The organism is Citrobacter sp. FDAARGOS_156, from assembly GCF_001559235.2.
GTDB lineage: Bacteria > Pseudomonadota > Gammaproteobacteria > Enterobacterales > Enterobacteriaceae > Citrobacter > Citrobacter youngae.
Genome location: NZ_CP014030.2, coordinates 3778517 through 3797702, shown reverse-complemented (window position 1 = coordinate 3797702; position 19186 = coordinate 3778517). Strand labels below are relative to the sequence as shown.

Below are 19186 nucleotides of genomic sequence, written 5' to 3'. Positions count from 1 at the left end.
GTGGTGCTGCTACGCGGCACCGCAATGGAGAATAACGATGAAAACCATTTTTAAAAACGGAAATGTGATTGATGGAACGGGTAATCCAGGCCGAATTGCCGATGTAATGGTTGATGAAGGGCATATTGTCGAAATTGGTCAAATTGATGTTGGCGTCAATGAACAGGTTATTGATGCAACAGGGAAAATTATTTGCCCGGGCTTTATTGATACTCACACACACTCTGATCTGTCAGCCATTATTAATCCTGCGCTGTCAGCGAAAATCCGCCAGGGGATTACTACCGAGTTGCTGGGGCAGGATGGCGTAGCGCTGGCACCATTGCCGGAGGAATATATTCCGGCATGGCGTAAAAATATTGCTGGACTGGACGGCGACACCGACAAAATTGACTGGAAATATAAAAACACGGACGGTTATCTCAACCTGTTGGCATCCCGACATCCGGCGACAAACCTGGCATATCTGGTGCCACACGGTAACGTACGCATGGAAGCGATGGGCCTGGATGGACGCCCTTCCACGCGTGAAGATGTGGCGAAGATGTGTGAAGTCCTTGAACGTGAGCTAAAAGCCGGCGCGTTTGGTCTTTCAACTGGGCTTATCTATATGCCGTGTGCTTTTGGTGATACCGCTGAAATGATTGAGTTGTGCAAGGTCACGGCGAAATATGACGGGATCTTTGTGGTACACCAGCGCAGTGAGGCTGACGATATCATCAGTTCAACGCAGGAACTGATCGATATCGCTAAAGCCACCGGCGTCTGGTTGCATATTTCACATATGAAGGTCTGTGGGAAGAAAAACTGGGGGCTGATTGACCAGATGTTGGGCATGCTGGAGCAGGCCCAGGAAGAGGGGATCCGTATCTCTTACGACCAGTATCCGTATGTGGCGGGCAGCACCATGCTCGGCGTGATCCTGCCTCCGTGGGTCCACTCTGGCGGGACGGACAAATTACTTGAGCGTCTGGCCTCGCCTGAATTGCGCGCCAAAATGATAGAGGATATCCAGCAGGGCATTCCTGGTTGGGATAACTTCATTGATTTTGCAGGCCTGGATCAGATTTTTGTCACCAGCGTCAAGACAGAGAAAAATCAGGATGCTGTTGGTCTGAACCTTGTTCAACTGGGGGAATTGCGCGGTAAAGATCCGTACAACGCCACCTTCGATCTGTTGTTTGAAGAAGAAAACGCCGTTGGCATGGTCGATTTTTACGGCACTGAAGAGCACGTCATTAAGTTTCTCTGCCGGCCGGAACAGAACGTGTGCACTGACGGACTGATGGGCGCGGGTAAACCACACCCACGTGTGTTTGGCGCCTTCCCGCGCGTGCTGGGTAAATACGTGCGTGAAGAAGGATGCCTGAGCTGGGAAGCGGCAATCCGCAAGATGACAGGCAAACCCGCTGAGGTGTTGGGTCTGCAGGATCGCGGACTGCTGAAGGTAGGGTATGCGGCGGATATTGTGATGTTCGATCCCAAGACTATTGCGGATAAGGGGACATTTGTTGAACCTAATCAGTATCCGGAAGGGATTGAAATCGTGATGGTTAATGGACGCATAGCCTTAATTAATGGCACGGAAAGTTATGCCTGTAGCGGTACTGTTATCAGAAAACAATATTAATAAATAACGCTAAACACGCATGGATCTATCGCGACCATTTATGGCCGCGGTAGATCACTACACCCCAAGGACATCACAATGAACCTACAAACATCTTTACCTTCAGGTAAACCTAAGACCTGGAAAGCAAGATATACCGTCCTGACATTAATCTGGCTGGCATGGCTACTCTCGTTCCTCGACAGAATGGTCATGAGCGTTTCGTTGCCTTATATCGGCAAAGATTTAAATCTTGATACAACTCAACAAGGTTTAATTATTAGCGCCTTTTTCATTGGTTATGCCGCGTTCCAAATCCCCGGTGGTTTACTGGCGGATAAGTTTGGCTCACGTAAAATTATGGCTATTGGTATTGCCTGGTGGTCAGTTTTCACCAGCTTAACCGGTGCGGTATTAACGCTGCCGTTGATGCTGGCTGTTCGCTTCTTCTTCGGTATTGGCGAAGGGTGCTTCCCATCAGCTTCCTGGAAAATGATTTCCACCTATTTCCCTTCGAAAGAACGCGGTCGAGCTACAGCAATTCAGTCAACGGTAAATACCTTAGGCCCCGCACTGGCGGTGGTGGTCGCTGCAAGTATTATCGGGGCGTTTGGCTGGCACATGGTCTTTATTGTGCTGGGGATCCCGGGCCTGTTTATTGCTGCGGGTATCTACTTATTCACACGTGACAACCCGAAAGATCACCCTGCGATTACGCAACAGGATCTGGCCGATTTAGCCGCTGACGATCAGGGCGGCCTGCAAAATACGAGCGCTATCGCGTTTAAAGACGTGCTCAAGATGCCGGTGCTCTGGCAGATGGCCAGTATCTGGTTCTTGTTTGATATCACCTTCTGGGGGTTTTCAACCTGGTTGCCAAGCTACCTGATTACCGTGCGTGAATTTTCACTGGCGAAGACGGGAGTGATGGCGGCAATTCCGTTCCTGTTTGGCGCGGGTGGGACATTAATCGGCGGATATTGCTCAGATAAATTCAAACCGATGCGCAAGACGTTGTATGTCGTGACGTCGGTTATTGCGGCGGGCTTCCTGTATCTGACCTTCAGCGTCAGCAGCGCGGATATGGCGGTGGTTTATCAGTGTATCTCTGCGCTGTTTATGTTTTTTGCCATGGCGACATTTTGGGGCATTTTAATGGATACCATCCCCAGCAATATCATGGGGCGGGCTTCCGGTATTGTTAACTTTGGCGGTCAGATGGCGGGGGTGGTTTCTGCGCCGATTATTGGCTGGCTTATCCAAAGCAGCGGCGGAAGTTACAACAGTGCATTTATCTTTATGATCGCCGCCCTGTTATGTTCCGCTGTGGTGACGTTGACCGTAAAAGGTTCGCATGCTGTAGGTGCAATACCCAGTAAAGCCTGATTAGTGTCAAACGCCTGTGGCTCTGCTGTTCCAGAGCCACAGGATTTACAGTTATGCTGTTAAATTAAACCTTTAATCGCTCTCTCTAAGAAAAACAATAGTAGTTTTTTTAAACTGCAAAAATAAGATGTCTTACTGTTTATTTCTCCCGGGGCGGGATAGGTGCGTATAACATTGTTATTAGGGTAACAATTTGTATAGGCGTCAAGGTGATTTAAAACTCTGGCTATTTTATATATCTCTTTGGTGGATGAACTACATTTAGAACAATTGCATTGTCACTAGATATTTTCAGGGTTAATTATTAATAATAAAACAGGAGACTATGACAAAGCCAGGGCTGCGTAAGTTGCTATTCCGGCACCCTGTTTTTCTCCTTTATGTGTGAAAGCAACGCGTTAATGTTGGGAAAACATCCCGCTTGGTTACACTATTATTTCACTACCCAGCTCCTCAAACATCTCCAGATCGCCAGTTAGCCAAATTGATATCACCCAAAAGTATGAGAAAATATATTTACTGATATATTATCTCATGCCGCACCGATGCAACCCGGCGGCTTGTTTAGAGGCCGCTCCGGCAATATAGAGATGCAAAACAAGTGTAGGGACATTTTATGTGAAAATAAAACTCATGAGCAGTAAGATATATGCAACGTGTTGAGAATTAATGTTTTTTTATTGATGGGAAGTTTAAAATATATGAATATGTCACTTTTTAGCGTAGCGGGTATTTGGTCTCAGAAATCTGATGATTTCGGATTCTGCGGCTTTGCGAAACAGAGCCGCAGACGATGTGTTGAAAAATGAAGGTACAGTACGGGGGGATGTTTACATAGAACTACCCGATTAAATGGGTATTATTTATTTTACATACGGTACTCGATCATCCCACTCTTGCTGGCAACCCAGTCATAAAGGCGCTGACCGCGGAGGTTTGTTTCATGTGTGTGCCAGTATAATCTTGCCGCATGGCGCTTGCGGGCGTGTTTTTGAACATACTCGATAAGCTGCTTGCCGATGTGTTTGCCCCGGGTTTCTTCACTAACAAATAAGTCCTCCAGATAGCAATAATCAGACTCCGCCCAGGTTGAGCGGTGAAAGAGATAATGTACCAGACCGACAATTTTACCGTCAGATTTTGCGACAGCGCAGAAAACAGGCTCCACAGGATTGAGAAAACGCCCCCAGGTTAATTGTGTGACCTTGTCTGAAATTTCAGTACGGTAAAAAATCTGGTAATTTATCCAAAGCGGTAGCCAGCCCGCGTAGTCTTGCTGGGTGACGGGTTCGATAGTAATCGGCGCAGTTGTGTTTTGGTTACTCATAGGTCTCCTGATAATTTTAGTCAGAGTGGTTTTCTATGGCGGTTATCCTAAATATTGCGTAAGCCACCGCAAAGAGACACTTTGCAAATATTTCCAGGATCCACTTTTAACGTAAGAGTGAGTGCAATGAAAAAAAATAGTGCACCTTTATTTCAGGAGCTTTTTTTAGAGCAAGGCGTTATTAAGGAACAGGTGTACCATGCGCTACGCAACGCAATCGTAGAAGGCCGTTTGCCGCCAGGGACAAAGATACCCTCAACCCGGGGACTGTCCGAGATGATGTCAATTTCACGGAACTCGGTAATTGCGGGTTATGACCGGCTGTTAGACGAAGGGTATATTCAGACGCGCAAAGGCGCTGGAACCTTTGTCACGCCAAGTCTTCCTGACCGCAGCATCAGCGGTCTCTATCCTGAATTACAGCAAGGGGATGAACTGCCTGTTGATGGGCAGCTAAATGCGGATATCGTATCCGTTCGTGGTTTATGGTCTGGCGATGTTGAAGGGCGTGAAATGAACCGTCTGTTTGCCGTCGGTGTGGGCTGTACCGATCTCTTTCCTCATTCATTATGGGGCAAGTTACTGGGACGAGTCTGGAGACAATCCCGGCATCAACTCGGCTCTCATACCAGCCCCTGCGGTTTTTATCCCTTACGGAAAGCAATTTGTCACTACGTGAAAACAACGCGAGGGGTTAACTGTAGTGAAGATCAGATAATTATCGTAAACGGTATTCAGCAGGCGTTAAATATTACTGCCCGGGCGTTGCTTACAAAAGGAAATGACGTTTGGCTGGACGACCCTGGTTATAAAGGTGCGCGCGGGGTATTTATGTCAACAGGGGCAATTGTGAGACCTGTGCCGGTGGATAACGAAGGAATGAATGTTCAATACGGCATTGATCATTTCTCTCATGCGAAACTGGCCTATGTTGTTCCTTCCGATCAGTACCCGCTTAGCGGGACACTCAGTTTATCCCGACGACTTGAGCTACTGGAATAGGCTCGGGTTAACCGGGCATGGATATTTGAAGATGATTACAATAGTGAGTTTCGTTATGCCGCACGCTCTTTGCAAGCCTTGCAGGGGTTAGATCAGCATCAGCGGGTAATATATTCAGGGACATTTTCAAAAATGATGTACCCAGAATTTCGTTTAGGTTTTTTAGTTGTTCCGCCAGGATTAAAAGAACAGTTTATCGTGACAAAATATTTTTCCGATATTGGCTCCAGTTATCTTGAGCAGGCGGTACTGGCGAGTTTTATTGAAGAAGGACATTACGCCAGCCATGTACGACGGGTTCGTAAGGCATGCTACGAGAGGCGAACGGCGTTGGTCAATGCTATTCAATGCTATCTTGCCGATAAAATGACCGTCCAGCATTCTGATTCTGGGGGGCATATTGTCTGCTGGTTGCATGCCGGGTTGACCGGAGATGAGGTCGAACTGAAAGCCAGAATGCTGGGGATGGGGATTCAATCATTGAGTCATTATTATCATGGTGATATCTCCCGGCAGGGGATTATGATCGGTTTTGCGAATCACCCGCCAGAGGTTATTGTTGAGGGAATTCGTCGTCTTGCCCATGCCATGTAGCGTCGCTTTGATGCTGATAGCGATGGCACGTAATAATGTCAGTATTTCTTATTTCCACAACAGTGGCATGACCGGCATTTTTTAATTGCGGATAAGCAATACGGTGCTGATGTTCGGTATAGCATCGTCATGTGGATCTGTTAAAAACATCCATTGTGGTTCTTTTTACCCTGTCAGTTGTCTCTTACTCTGCAGTCATTTGACACTCTATTATGAGAGGTAAATAGCATGTCATCCACGTTTAATGAATTCCAGCAACCCGTTGGTTTAGCGTTACCTGACTGGCAAGGTGCGCGATTTCCTACGGCTCAGCACATCACCGGTCGTTATTGCAAACTTGAGCGTATTAACGTCGAACGCCACGCAAAGACGCTTTATGACGCCTATTGCGATACGCCTGACTCTCGCGACTGGACCTATCTCGCGACAGGGCCATTCACGACCTTTGATTCTTTCTTAAGCTATTTAACGAAGATTGCGGCGCAGACCGACCCCATGCATTTTGCCGTAATCGATTTGGCCAGCATGCAGGCTGTCGGCACGCTGGCACTTATGCGCATTGATGCAACGAATGGCGTAATAGAAGTGGGTTGGGTGACCTATTCATCACGCATGAAACGTTCGCGGGTTTCAACGGAGGTCATGTCGCTGCTGTTAGACTATGTTTTTGAGGGGCTGGGGTATCGCCGCGTTGAATGGAAATGCGATGCGCTTAATGCGCCTTCTCGTGCGGCAGCAGCACGCTTTGGTTTTACCTTTGAAGGCATATTCCGGCAGGCCGTTGTTGTGCACCAGCGTAATCGGGACACCGCGTGGTATTCGATCATTGATAGTGAATACCCGGCGCTACGCGAAGCGTTCACTCTGTGGCTTGATGAGGGTAATTTTGATAGCAAAGGACAACAGATTAAGCGCCTGGCAACGTTGATAAACAATGAAAGCACGACGGCATAGGTGCCAATTTTCTCTGGATTTGGCTGGATGTTCTCGGTCTGTAACGGGCACAAAAAAGCCCGCAGGGCTTGCGCCGTGCGGGCTCTTAGGACTTCATCGGATGACTCTGGAATCATCTTCGAAGGATTTTGGGCTGGCGGAGTCTGAATTGGTTGTGTAATTCTTTGTTTTTTATTGTCTTCTCCTCAATTCAACTTTGCGAAGGGGCCTATAAAGGGGCCTAAAAGAAATTATCATGTTTCTGGGGGGAGCGGAGCCATATGAAAATTGGCTCCGAGTGTTAAGGTTCAGTTAGGATAGATGACTACTTTTCTCCTAACTCGATCTTCATGCTGAGATCATATTCAACTGTTTCAATGATACGGTTGTAAGCCTCAATAATTTTACTGAGTGAGGCTTTACGACCAGCGGCATTAAACCTTCCAAGTTCAATGACATTTGATGCTATAAACTGTTCAAACTCCAGGATATCTACACGACCATCGTATACGCCATTACAAAAATTCTCGAGTAATGTTTCTAATACAAATGCGCCCTTAGACGACGTAATTACGAGTGGCTTATAACCCCCTTCCAGATTTGCGATACACTTGCTCAACAATGCTTCTGTTGGTAGGTTGGTAACATGTAACACCATGTCTTCATAGTCAAAATCACCACTGCGACTGGAGCCTGAATCGTTCTGATTCGAATGATGATGGGTAACTTTCCCTTCTCCAAGGAGTACATCCAATTTGGCTCCAACCATATGCTGCATCAGTGTACCTACAAATCTGGTACCAGCACCTTCATTTTGTCTATTTTGCGCTTGAGTCAGCAAATGGCGAATAGCTCGACGAACTCCCCATTGGGGATCGATGCTTAAAACAAATGGGCGTCTTTCAAAATACTCTTTGGCCTTATTAATCCAGAAGCATTCACACCGAAATAGATCTATAGAACCGTTGATTTGGTGATAATTATTTAACAACTCAATGTATCCCAGCATGAGTTGCATACTACCACGACTAGTGCGACCACCTTCGCTGGCTAATATTCTTTCAATTCCATGATCAGCCAACACTTTTTGCGTTGCTGGACCCCCTAACCCTTTTACCTGGCCTTGTTTGCCAGTCTTCCAGTCATCACTATTTAAAGGCCATTCTAGGGTTCCGGCCTTTTGCTTCTCAAGTGCATGTCGGTTAATAACCAACAGAGCTGCAATTGGTCCCTTATTCCCATTTACCGAGTTACTTACAGAAAATGCTTCCAGTGCTGAGTCAATTGCAGATGTTGAATTCATTACGCAACCTTTTTCTGAGTCAATACAGCATTGTACGACTCTGAAAGGATAGGTTCAAAGATGAATCTAGAAAGATGGCTAACAACAGGCACAACAACGCCATCTCCAGCAATATGATAAGCATCGTTATAGTTATCCGGGAGCTTGTAGGTATCAGGCAACCCCATCAAGCGAGCCGCCTCTCTCGGGGAGAGGAGACGTGAGCGAACCTGATCCCCCTCTACGATCAAGATGCTCTGGCGGCTAGAACCGCCCGCAGGTGTACGTAAACATCCGGCAATACCATCGAATCGGACTTCTGCTCGTTGCGCTTTTACACCGTTATCATCTTTGCGGGTGCGCTTATAAAGACCGCCAACTATGCGCTGTCCTGACTTCATAGCAGCTTTAACTTTACTGAGATTTGCTTCAGTCATCATTGACAGTAAAAGCTTGGTTTTCTCAGGAGAATCCCATTTTACCCCTACAGGCTCTTCATCGATTATGTCAGTAAATGTGATTAACCGCTTATCTGGTAGGGGTAAATTCCACCATAACCATAATTCCTGAGCTTTCGCTGATAGTCCGTTGAAAGCCGTAACCATCCGTTCTGGATGCCATGGAGTTACTGGCGTTTGAGATACGAGTTGTTGTGATAATTCTACTGTCGGATGAACGGCCACAATGAAAACTCGAGGGCGTGACTGGGGGACGAAATGGACAGCATCAATCATCATCGCCCCAAAGCGATAACCAGCATCAGATAAAACAGTACCTATTGAGGCGAAATCCTTTCCCTTATTTGACGTCAAGACACCATAGACATTTTCAAGCACAATTATTCGAGGTGCTCGATTTTCTGTCATTAGACTACGCATGAGTCGCCAGAAAGGCCAGAATGTTCCTGAACGGGTTTGAGTCTGGTCATCTTCGCCACCAATACCTTTATATCCGCCTGCGAGAGAGAGGTCCTGGCAAGGGAAAGAGGCCCATACAAGGTCAGCCTGGTCAGGGAGTTGTTTGCTGGTAATCTTATTTATATCTTCAACTAATAAATCTAACCCACCATGCCAGTTGTTTCTGTAAGCATGTCCTTTCATTGGGCTAAAATCATTAGCAAAGAGGCAATTCCAATGTTCACCCAAACCAGCCCGAGCCATGCCACCTCCGGCAAAAAACTCGTAAAAAGAGGGACCGGATTGATTCATCTGGTCTGGAATAGCTTTCGCGTTTTCCATATCACGTTGAATCTTTTCGTTAATGGCCTCAGTAATCCATGCACTCATCTTGATCTTTCCGCCATCAAGTTGGCATAAACGAGATATTTCATTGTATTGCTCGTTTGTAAGACGGAGACTGGTACGATAGTTTGTTGAGGTGCTCATAAAGTATCCTAATTTTGGCGCCAAATTTTGGCTCCTTCCCTAAAGCATATCGAACTGAGAGAATCTGTCAATTTGAAATGATTCCCTGAACCAATGGCTAAATTTTCGACTAACGTAGCAAAAACAAAATCGCCTACCGCTCCCGGCAGGCGCAGTATGCGATAAATTAAAGAGAAGGAAAGTTCAGAAAGGTGAATCAGGAAGACGGCTCGCAAGATTGAGTGGTGTGGTTCCCCTCCTGCACCAGATGTGCTTCCAGGCGCGGCGTGATATCCCGCTGCAGGTACCATGTGGTGTTGCTCATTTATAGTTCAGGGTGATACTCATCAGACAGGCATAGGGCCCGTTGCGGTCCTGGCGGCGTTCGGCGTATATCGCCAGCACGCCAGGAATGTCAGGAACTACCTGACCGGTATAATGACAGACGCTGCCGTGCCACTGGTATCTGCCGGTGCAGTATCGAAAAATGCGGGAGGCCGGATGCTGACGGTATATCGTCATCGCCCGGCGTTTACTGATAATTCTCATGTCACACCTCAAAGCAGACCGTGTTCAGCGAACGAATAGATTTGCTTGCCGCCGACGATTAGATGGTCAGGCACACGGATATCAACGAGCTGAAGCGCCTGCACCAGACGCTGCGTGATGGTCTTATCTGCCTGGCTGGGCGCGGTGTCGCCGGAGGGGTGGTTATGCGCCAGAATCACTGCTGCTGCATTGAAATACAGGGCGCGTTTGACCACCTCACGGGGATGTACCTCGGTGCTGCTAATGGAACCGGCAAACAGGGTTTCGTGGGCAATCAACTGGTTCTGTTGGTTCAGATACAGCACCATAAACTCTTCGCGCTCCAGTCCCGCCATTTTCAGTTTCAGCCAGTCACGGGCAGCCTGAGTGGAGGTGAATGCCACGCCTGTTTCGCGCAGGTGTCGGTCAAGCAGCATTAAGGCGCGTTTTACCGTGCGTTGTGCGGTTAGTGGTAGTGCCGGAGCTGGTGGGATAAGTGACTGTTCCATCATGAGTATCCTTAATCAATAATGCGCAGAATGGCGGTGGATTCAGGGTGCTGCAGGGCGTAATCCCGCAGGCGGTAATAGTGCTCCGTCATGGCATCGCATTCGGTGCGGCAGGCGTGATGGCTGTATTCGATCAGGCAGACAGCAATACCTGCGGCTTCTGCGCTCATTTCCGCACTATTGCCGTTCATGCCGTTGAACAGATGCCATTTATCGTCTCCCTCAGCATCAGGGGCCATAAACGCGCCGTCATTACTGAGCGTGTAAAAGGACCAGATACCACCGCTGTATTCATCACAGAAGCGGTCCATCCAGGCGAAAATACGGGGTTCCAGCGTTATCCACTGAGGGATAGTGCCAAAGTACAGCGGCCAGAAATCAAGACGCTGTTCGTCAGGTACTGGTGTTGCAGTAAGGTCAAATTGAGGTTCATTAGCGGGCATCAATTCGCATTGCGTTTGTGTCGTCATGGATATTCTCCGTCAATAAAAACGCCAGCGACGATGGCTGGCGTATGGGAAATAAAGGACATGCAGGGATGATGAATGGGTGCGGTCAGGAGGAGGATGCTCTGAGGATGCCTGACTTGCGGATATAACGGTTAAGCTCTTCACCGGCATCAGGTTCAAAGCACCACGCCCGCCAGACCATTCGACCTTCAGAGTCACGAACCACCAGACGGAAGTGGCTACCCTGGTCATCTTCAATGCTGATGTTGTGATACCGGCGGATAACAGCTTCAGCCAGCTGTCGGGTGAAAGGCCCCGGTGGCAGCATATGAGATTCAGACATTCGGTGTACCTTAAAAGCAACAGCCCCTGACGCAGATGCGTCAGGGGCTATGGTAGTATGCAGGTGTGGGGTGATTATCAGAAACCCGTCTGCACCTTATACAGGCGCAAAGTTTTGCTGCCCCGGACAATCTTCACATACAGGGCATTATCTTTTGTGCCACGAACAAACCCGGCCTTTACATCTCCCTTGCAGTCACCACCGTCATAAGGGATGTTAAGTCCGGTGTTAAATACCAGGTCAATAATCCCGAAACTTAAATCTTCACAGGCTGGACCGGGCAAATCCTGAATCAGAGCAAATTTATGGTCGTCGCTGACACCGGTCAGTGAACACATGGAGGTGTTGATGTCGTTTCCCTGGCACCAGTACTCCTGTCCGGGATTGTCTTTATCCATCAGGCTTGCCGGAAGTTGAGCGGCACTGGCACTGAATGCAGCAAGTGACAGAATGAGGGCGGGTACAGCAGAGGTCATCATTTTCAGCATGGTTTTCTTCCTGAATTAATCCAGCCCGCTGTCGGGCAAAATGAGAGAAATTGATATCGGGTGTTATCAGAAACGACGGTAGCGAAACAGCTCTTTGCCCTGGTACAACGCCACCAGGTCGTCATATTCCGGCTTCTTCTGGTTGGGCTTAAAGGTCACTACCGTGCCCGGACGACACAGGTCTTTTACGGTGAGACCGAATTTCTTGTCCGGAGTAATGGTGAATCCCTTCGACACATCGTTGCGCATGATAGTTATCCAGCCCCACAGGCCACCTTCGCAGTCCTTAAAGGGTGCTGAACGAACTGTTACCATCCCACCCTGGCGGTCAACAGACATGGCTTCACATTTTCCGGTAACCTGACGATGCGCATCACACCAGAAAATATTCCCGTTGTTGTCATTGACGACAGCAGGCAGCGTCCGGTTATAAGGCTGGGCCTGAACTTCTGTACAGAGCAGAAGGCTGCCAGTAATGCCCAGTATTTTAATCAGCGTTTTCATTACGTTGGTCCTTAACAGAGAAAGTATCAGGTAGCGACGATTCAGGCCCAGACAGTCAGGCCCAGCATCACCAGCCATACCCAGAAGTAAGCCGGTTTCTGACCAAGGGTTTTCGCCCGCCGCCACAAATAGAACGGCACCAGCCAGGCAAGTTTGCCGAACGTGGTGGTATCCACTCCGGCCTTACGCAGGCGTCGTTCATCGAGATACCCCAGTGCGATATTGAGCAGCAGCGTGATGAACCAGTACTGCCCACCCGAGACGGCCTCATATGCCTCGTCAAATGACATCCCGCTCAATCCTGCAGTCCACAACTCCAGCGCGTAGCCAATGAAGGGAGCAAATGCCAGCGTCCACACAACGCCACCCGGAATGCGGTTCCCCGGCAGCGCTGGCGGTGTGGTGCTCCGGAGCAGCGCCGAAGAAAGCGGAGTAGCGGAGACCGGCTGCCACTCTGCCATTCCCTGTCGCCACACCAGAGTGGATGCAGTCAGTTCACCGCGCATAATCAGGCTGGTGATGTCGTCTTCGGTCACATTGTCGTGACGTATGCCATTTTTCTCGTAATGCCAGATCATTGTTTTTCCTTCTTAACAGAGATAATTAAATCAGTGTGTTGCCCGGCTCCTCCTCAGAGGGCCCAGGAGACAAGACTTCACGGATACAGCTGAAGTGCGGAAGGGCCCGGATAAAGCCCGCCTGTGTGGTTAACTGGCTGAGACGTTTTAGTGGGGTGAACGTTGTGTTGAGGACTGTCACCGCATGGATGGTCGCCAGAGGATGCACGGTGATATACCCGTTAAGTTCACCGGTGAGGTACCAGCAGCCGTCGAATGAAATCAGTCGGTACGGGGCCAGCCCGTCACAGCGCTCTCCCTCGGCCAGCAGCAGTACCCGCTGGCAGGCGGTAATGGCACTGACGAGGCGGTAAAACACCAGCGAGCTGGCCGGTGACACTGACTGTGGGGGGTGCCACACCAGGCAGGGCATCCCTCCTGCAGTGAGCAGCATGCCCGCCAGACGCCGGTCCAGCCCCGGAAAAATATCGGCCAGTCCTGCCCGGTGAGCAAAGGTCAGCGCATCCAGCTCGCCCTGTACGCCTCCACCGGTACTGCGCAGGCGGCATTGCCCCCGTCGATACTCAAGGTCGAGGTACATCAGCCGTTCGCGAAAATCCCGTCGCAGGGTACGGACTGACACACCAAACTCTGCAGCCAGCCGCGCCATGTTCAGCGTTTCACCTGCAACCAGGCGGCTGATTATCAGTGACAGCCTGACAGCCAGCCGGTCATGACGGCGCTCTGCCTGTGTCATCTTAAATCTCCGTAATAGTTAACTGACTGAATATGAAATGATTCTAAAGAGGGGGGCGGACAGGGTATGGACATGGAATGAACTATTTTTTATCTGCCACCGGAAGCAGGCCCGACGCGGCACATCGTGAAATACGGTGAAAAAACACTCAATTCAGTGGAGGTAAAACGGACAGGGAGTGTCCTTTCCTAACATGCTGATAACAAGCTCAGGACTGAAACCCACTCAGCATCGCTTCAGCCATCACCCAGAGAGCCCGGTTGAGCTTCACATCTCCGTCGATACCACGCACGGCGCGGGTATGCGTTCGCCCACCTTTTGCACTCCGACCACTGAGCCCGCCCTTAATCAGGTTCTCCTGAATACGCTGGTATGTGGTCCACAGATCATTGCTCTCATCCTGCCAGCGGCGTGGGGAGAGTATCTGAGGTGCTGTCACCGGCTGGTGGTCCTCACCGAAACGGTATGTCAGCGCAGCCTGTGCCAGAGCCTGTTGAGCAGGTGGCGGCAGCATCAGCGACTGCATGGCATCCCGCTTCTCTTCCACACGGTCAAAAATACCCAGCACATCATACGCCCCCTCAATCACCTGACTCACGACATCTCCTTTGTGCGGCACCCGCACCTCGCCAAACGACTCACCGCAGACAAGCCCGTTCTGGCATACCGCGCGGAATAATCCCGGCAGCATCTGATACGAGCTGGTGCCGTCATGAGAGTTGAGCAAAATGATTTCCGGGACCTGCTTGCCGGTAATTTGCCCCTCCCGACGCAGGCGCAGCATGTGCTTTGTGTGCTCGCGGCGACCTGGGTTACGCACTCTGGTCTGACAGGCAAAGAAGGGCTGAAAACCTTCGTGCTGCAGACTGTCGAGGAGAGAAATCGTGGGTATATATGTGTACCGTTCACTGCGAGATTCGTGTTTGTCCTCGCTGAAAACACTGGGCACTACACGAAATAGCTCTTCGCGGGTTAACGGACGGTCACGACGGATAAGATTTGATGCGCCAAAGCGCGAAGCCAGACGGGTCATAAGCAGACTCCTCATGATGGAAAATTAAATACAAAAAGCCCCGCCGCAAAATCGCGGCAGGGCTCAGGAAACTACGGGTTAGAAGGGTTAATGTTCAGAAGAAGAAATTCCAGACTGCACGGGCGACTGATACCACGATGTCGCGCACAGACTGGATGATTGCCCGAACTTGGGCCGGTATCAGGGGCATGGAACTTACTGTATCCAGTACCGAGCCGACCGTTTCACCAAAATCGTCACGGGCTTTTTTATTAACGGCATCGGTACGAAGTGGCGCACTGAGCTGTACCGCTACCGGACTGCTGGCCTCGCGTGGCAGGCAACGAATCATACGCTCTGCCATCACACGTAGTCCCCACTGCAGACGGACTGACACCGCACAGACAGGGTTTACCGGCTGAAATAGCTCATGCAGCAAGCAGATTTTGCGACTGATGTTCTGCTTTTGCTCCCTAAAGAGCTTATCACCGCTGCTGGAGGGGTCGACCTTATCTGACTGACTGATAACAAAAAGCACCTTATGCCAATATGCCTCACCAATTACCTTACGGTAAAAATGCTCATCCACAGCCAGTGCCCGATCATCAGCCTTAATCAACCACAGTACCAGATCGAGGTGCGGCAGTTGCTGCCGATACATCGCAGCATATTCCGCATCACGACTTTCGCTTTCACCGACACCGGGCAGATCTACTATGGTCATAAATCGTTCGCCAACTTGCAGGCGAAAGCGTAAAGGTTCGCGTGTGCAGGCGCTCACATCGCTGACCGGAGAGATTTTTCCGGCAAACAGCGCATTACAGAGTGTTGATTTTCCCGACCCGGTTTTCCCCATAATGCCGATAACGGGCTCGTATTGTGTTAACTGACGAATCTGTTGCATAACTCGCGCGCAGGCCCATTCCGGTAAACCGGTAAGTGAACGATGCAGCGAATGCAAACCATCCTGATTTCTCATGACATCTCCGAGATAAAGAAAACAAAAACAGCGAACCCTTGCGGATTCGCTGTAAATGCGGCGCGTTCAGGAAGATGATATCTATCTGAAATTACTTAGAATACATGCAGATTGGTCAATACTATTAGTGATTGAGCTGTTTTGAGATTCAATTGAGTTGGCTCAGACCTGATCTCGGCACTGTTATGGTACAGAGCTTGACATGAACTGAAGGGCTGCTCTGTGTTAAGGGGACGATTCCTTACGTCTTGCCCTCTTGGCTGCCTATTAATACTTTAAATGCACTTAGTTTTCGTATCTAAATGCCGACATCGCGTGTAATTAGGGTAAATTTGTTGTTGCTAGTACAGCTATCAGTTTTACCTATAACTTGTTGTAAATGTGAAAGAAAAAATGTAGTGTCTGTACATTAAATCTACAAAGACAGGTAGGTTTGTGATCAAGTTCGGGCAGCCTCGTTGAATAAGCGTTAAAGCGCACTCACGTATTTGTTTGATTCTGTATCCTAAACCTCAATAAATGAAGAGACCCTTATGGAAGAATTTGATAATAGGTTGGAAAACATAAAGCAGCTTTTAAGTTCTCCAAGTAGACAAAGCTGGCTTTTTGGCGCAGGGATAAGTTTCGGTTCAAAAATACCTTTAATGTATCCATTGACCAGTCGCGTTGAGCGAATTATCGAAGAAAATTCAGGAGGCAAAGAAAACGAAATCTTAGCTGTTTTAAAAGCAGATCTCTCTGATGACTGCCATGTTGAGCACTACTTGAGTCATTTGGGTGATCTTTTAGCTATTGCTGAGCGTTCAAGGAACCAGTCGGCATATATTGGCGCTAATAGTTATACCAGTGAAGAGCTAAGGCGACTGTATCTAGAAATTATCAAGGCTATCGGCGGGATTGTCAGATATGGATACGTTGCTGCTAATGCTGATCGTGCGATAGAGGAGGAGATTGGTAGCGCAGCAAACCCAATTGTTGAAATAGAACCTCATTATAAGTTTATAGAGGCATTATTGATCAGCAAATCAAATCTAGAACAACGTTCAAAAACTACATTTTTTACTACTAATTATGATACTTTGCTTGAAGACGCCTTAGCTCTACACAAAAAAATAGTATGTGATGGCTTTTCAGGTGGAGCTGTAGGTTTTTGGAATGCCGAAAGCGCATTCTCGAATGCAGCGATAGACTCAAATACATACCATCTATATAAATTACATGGCTCGATAGATTGGCACAGGGATGATGACTTAGGTCTAGTGCGTGCAAGATATGGAACTAAATACTTGTCAAACCCCGCAAATATAATGATTTACCCTCAGGCAACAAAATATGTTGAAACACAGAAAGATCCATTCGCCAATTTATTCCTAGGTTTAAGGAAAACCTTAATGAGTGGGCAGCAAAATACATTAATTACTTGCGGTTATAGTTTTGGTGATGACCATATTAATTCTGAAATAGAAAGTGCATTGCGAAGTGAGTCTAACCAAACAACAGTTATTGCATTTATTCAAGAATCATCAAAAGATGGGGTTGTCATTAATAAGACTTTAGACGCTTGGCTGAGATGTCCAAAAATTAGTTCTAGAGTGTACGTCGCAGGTGAATTGGGTATTTATCATAATTCAACAACTCCTTTAGCTGAATCTGATGCTAGCAAGTATTCATGGTGGCGTTTTGATGGCTTAACGCAGTTCATCAGTACAGGGGAAACTTCATGAGTAATATATTTCAATCGCGAAAAGAACTAAAGGTAGGTAAAGTTATTGAGGTGGCTGGAAATAATTTACGCATAGAGATCGATGATAGCGTTAATGAACTCATTCGTGCTGTTGATGGGCAAGTTTATCCTGTAGGACAGATGGGCAGTATCATTAAAGTGCATTTTGGTAGAAAGTTGTTATTTGCTTTTGTTCGGTCTCTTAAGATGAGATCTGAGTTGATTACTGAAGACCGTAACCAAATTATTAATGCAGCAGATGATGCTCGTATATTAGAGGCAGATCTCTTTGGTCAGGGTGTCTGGTCTCACAAGAATTCTCGGCTTGAATTTTCTCGTGGCGTTGAAACCTACCCTTTGCCATTACAAAGCGCCTATATCTGCCTAAACGATGAGCTAGAGGCTGTTTATAAAGCAGCAGAATCAAATGCTCAAGATGAAGCCATTACACCCATGGTTCCAATTGGGAATTATATCGGTGGCAACAATGCAGTATGCAGAGCGAATATTGATAAACTGTTTGGGCATCACTTTGCGATATTAGGTTCTACAGGTTCAGGGAAATCAGGAACAGTGGCATCAATTTTACATTCTGTACTAGAACATCAGCCTAGTGACACGACGTTAAAACCAAGAATTGTCATGATTGATCCCCACGGTGAGTATGCTAGTGCTTTTGGCAATAGGGCAAAAGTATTCCGCGCATACAATGATGCATCTGCAGTAGAGGATGAGGCAGAGCTTTTGAAGTTGCCTTATTGGCTTATGTCCAGTGATGAGTTGAGATCCTTAATCATTGGTAAAACAGAACATGAAGCCACCTCTCAAAATAATATTGTTTATGAAGCAATCACCTATTCTAGATTGCTAGAGGCGGGTTACGTGCAGGATGTAGGTGCTGAACCAAACGGCGGAATAGAAGCTGCATTTGTTGAAGGTGTAATTGAAGATCAGGTTTTGAATTTTGATAGAGATAAACCCGTCCCGTTCAAATTAGAGCAGTTTGCCAAGCACATAGACAAGGTTCAAGGGCGCAAAGAAGGGAAACAGGAAAAATTAGCTGCATCATCGGGGCGCGATAAAGTCGAAAGCATACTTAAAAAACTCAAAGTCCTTCGCTCAAACCCCCAGCTTAGTTTTATGCTAAAAGAATATAGTGAAGCTGATTCTCCTAAGCTAAAGGATATATTGGGGCAGTTTGTCGGTGAAGCAAATGGAAAAGATATTCGTATAATAGACATATCAGGCCTGCCAAATGAGGTGGCTGGACCATTAACTGCTTTAATATCCCGCCTTCTTTTTCAATACAAACTCTGGCAGACAAGGGAAGAAAGAGAGAAAGATCCTATATTATTTATCTGCGAAGAAGCGCACCGCTACGTGCCAAACCATGGTGAAGCACAATACAAAGAGGCTCAAGATGCTATACGACGGATTGCAAAAGAAGGGCGTAAATACGGACTAGGGCTGGGGCTTATTTCACAAAGACCATCTGATGTTGAAAGTACGGTTCTCTCCCAGTGTAACTCTTGGATAGTACTTAGATTATCTAATTCTAGTGATCAAGAACATGTCTCAAAGTTCTTGCCGGATAGTTTAAGCGGCTTAACTAAAATGTTATCAGCCCTTACAAGGCGAGAGGCAATTTTTGTTGGGGAGGCCGCAGCACTTCCAAGCAGGATTAGAATTCGAGAGTTATCACCTGATAAATTGCCAAATTCTAACGATATTAAATTCGCAAGCGGGTGGGCGAATGAAGCGACCCAAGAAGCTGGCTTGATGGAAGTCGTAAATCGATGGTGTGGAAATTCGGGTGAGTAATTCAATATCATCGGCTAGC

General features: G+C 47.8%; 18 protein-coding genes and 2 pseudogenes. 6 read left to right on the top strand and 14 right to left on the bottom strand.

Translation table 11 applies throughout. The annotated features are described in order from the left end of the window. Positions 1-37 precede the first annotated feature (37 nt). Together AL515_RS18670 and AL515_RS18665 are read left to right on the top strand one after the other, a co-directional pair. Positions 38-1630 (top strand): N-acyl-D-amino-acid deacylase family protein, encoded by a 1593-nt coding sequence (locus AL515_RS18670; RefSeq protein WP_061068407.1) that lies wholly within the window; start codon positions 38-40, stop codon positions 1628-1630. Between the two features lie 78 nt (positions 1631-1708). Beyond that, the gene (locus tag AL515_RS18665) at positions 1709-2995 is read left to right on the top strand and encodes an MFS transporter (RefSeq protein WP_048212961.1); all 1287 of its coding nucleotides are present in this window, start codon (positions 1709-1711) and stop codon (positions 2993-2995) included. Between the two features lie 868 nt (positions 2996-3863). On the opposite strand, the gene AL515_RS18660 is transcribed toward AL515_RS18665, so the two are convergent. Further along, the gene (locus tag AL515_RS18660) at positions 3864-4322 is read right to left on the bottom strand and encodes a GNAT family N-acetyltransferase (RefSeq protein WP_048212960.1); all 459 of its coding nucleotides are present in this window, start codon (positions 4320-4322) and stop codon (positions 3864-3866) included. Between the two features lie 126 nt (positions 4323-4448). On the opposite strand from AL515_RS18660, the pseudogene pdxR reads away from it, so the two are divergent. After that, positions 4449-5918 (top strand): annotated as a pseudogene (pdxR, locus tag AL515_RS18655) (MocR-like pyridoxine biosynthesis transcription factor PdxR). Positions 5919-6146: 228 nt separating this feature from the next. Beyond that, the gene (locus AL515_RS18650) at positions 6147-6872 is read left to right on the top strand and encodes a GNAT family N-acetyltransferase (RefSeq protein ID WP_061068406.1); all 726 of its coding nucleotides are present in this window, start codon (positions 6147-6149) and stop codon (positions 6870-6872) included. A 304-nt stretch (positions 6873-7176) separates the two neighbouring features. Here AL515_RS18650 and AL515_RS18645 read toward each other — a convergent pair whose 3' ends face one another. From AL515_RS18645 to AL515_RS18585, 13 genes and pseudogenes are all read right to left on the bottom strand, one after another. Continuing rightward, a complete protein-coding gene (locus tag AL515_RS18645) occupies positions 7177-8154 on the bottom strand; it encodes a DUF4928 family protein (protein WP_061068405.1) in 978 nt (325 codons plus the stop codon). Next, the gene (locus AL515_RS18640; protein WP_225807917.1) at positions 8154-9518 is read right to left on the bottom strand and encodes a DNA cytosine methyltransferase; all 1365 of its coding nucleotides are present in this window, start codon (positions 9516-9518) and stop codon (positions 8154-8156) included. The genes AL515_RS18645 and AL515_RS18640 overlap by 1 nt, the downstream gene beginning before the upstream one ends. Positions 9519-9747: 229 nt before the next feature. Continuing rightward, positions 9748-9822, bottom strand: a pseudogene (locus AL515_RS18635) (type IV toxin-antitoxin system YeeU family antitoxin); the annotation flags it as partial. Next, positions 9819-10046, bottom strand: a complete 228-nt coding sequence (locus AL515_RS18630) for a DUF987 domain-containing protein (protein WP_061068404.1) — start codon at positions 10044-10046, stop codon at positions 9819-9821. The pseudogene AL515_RS18635 and the gene AL515_RS18630, both read right to left, overlap by 4 nt. An 8-nt stretch (positions 10047-10054) precedes the next feature. After that, positions 10055-10537: a JAB domain-containing protein gene (locus tag AL515_RS18625; RefSeq protein WP_082759590.1), complete on the bottom strand. Its 483-nt coding sequence runs from the start codon at positions 10535-10537 to the stop codon at positions 10055-10057. 8 nt (positions 10538-10545) lie between these two features. Then, the gene (locus AL515_RS18620) at positions 10546-11004 is read right to left on the bottom strand and encodes an antirestriction protein (RefSeq protein ID WP_061068402.1); all 459 of its coding nucleotides are present in this window, start codon (positions 11002-11004) and stop codon (positions 10546-10548) included. Between the two features lie 85 nt (positions 11005-11089). After that, on the bottom strand, positions 11090-11326 hold the full coding sequence (locus AL515_RS18615) for a DUF905 domain-containing protein (RefSeq protein ID WP_008815079.1): 237 nt from the start codon (positions 11324-11326) through the stop codon (positions 11090-11092). Positions 11327-11403: 77 nt separating this feature from the next. After that, positions 11404-11814, bottom strand: a complete 411-nt coding sequence (locus tag AL515_RS18610) for a hypothetical protein (protein WP_061068401.1) — start codon at positions 11812-11814, stop codon at positions 11404-11406. A gap of 66 nt (positions 11815-11880) precedes the next feature. Continuing rightward, positions 11881-12318, bottom strand: a complete 438-nt coding sequence (locus tag AL515_RS18605; RefSeq protein WP_061068400.1) for a hypothetical protein — start codon at positions 12316-12318, stop codon at positions 11881-11883. Between the two features lie 41 nt (positions 12319-12359). Continuing rightward, on the bottom strand, positions 12360-12896 hold the full coding sequence (locus AL515_RS18600) for a DUF4339 domain-containing protein (RefSeq protein WP_061068399.1): 537 nt from the start codon (positions 12894-12896) through the stop codon (positions 12360-12362). Between the two features lie 25 nt (positions 12897-12921). Continuing rightward, entirely contained in the window at positions 12922-13632 is a 711-nt protein-coding gene (locus tag AL515_RS18595; protein WP_061068398.1) for a DeoR family transcriptional regulator, read from the bottom strand. A gap of 208 nt (positions 13633-13840) precedes the next feature. Beyond that, positions 13841-14665 (bottom strand): DUF932 domain-containing protein, encoded by an 825-nt coding sequence (locus AL515_RS18590; protein ID WP_061068397.1) that lies wholly within the window; start codon positions 14663-14665, stop codon positions 13841-13843. Between the two features lie 94 nt (positions 14666-14759). Next, positions 14760-15623 carry a GTPase family protein gene (locus AL515_RS18585; protein WP_061068396.1) on the bottom strand — a complete coding sequence of 288 codons (864 nt, stop codon included), beginning with the start codon at positions 15621-15623 and terminating at the stop codon, positions 14760-14762. A gap of 533 nt (positions 15624-16156) precedes the next feature. Here AL515_RS18585 and AL515_RS18580 point away from each other — a divergent pair. Together AL515_RS18580 and AL515_RS18575 are read left to right on the top strand one after the other, a co-directional pair. Further along, the gene (locus tag AL515_RS18580) at positions 16157-17347 is read left to right on the top strand and encodes an SIR2 family NAD-dependent protein deacylase (RefSeq protein ID WP_061068395.1); all 1191 of its coding nucleotides are present in this window, start codon (positions 16157-16159) and stop codon (positions 17345-17347) included. After that, positions 17344-19167, top strand: coding sequence for an ATP-binding protein (locus AL515_RS18575; RefSeq protein ID WP_061068394.1), 1824 nt, complete (start codon positions 17344-17346; stop codon positions 19165-19167). The genes AL515_RS18580 and AL515_RS18575 overlap by 4 nt, the downstream gene beginning before the upstream one ends. Positions 19168-19186 lie beyond the last annotated feature (19 nt).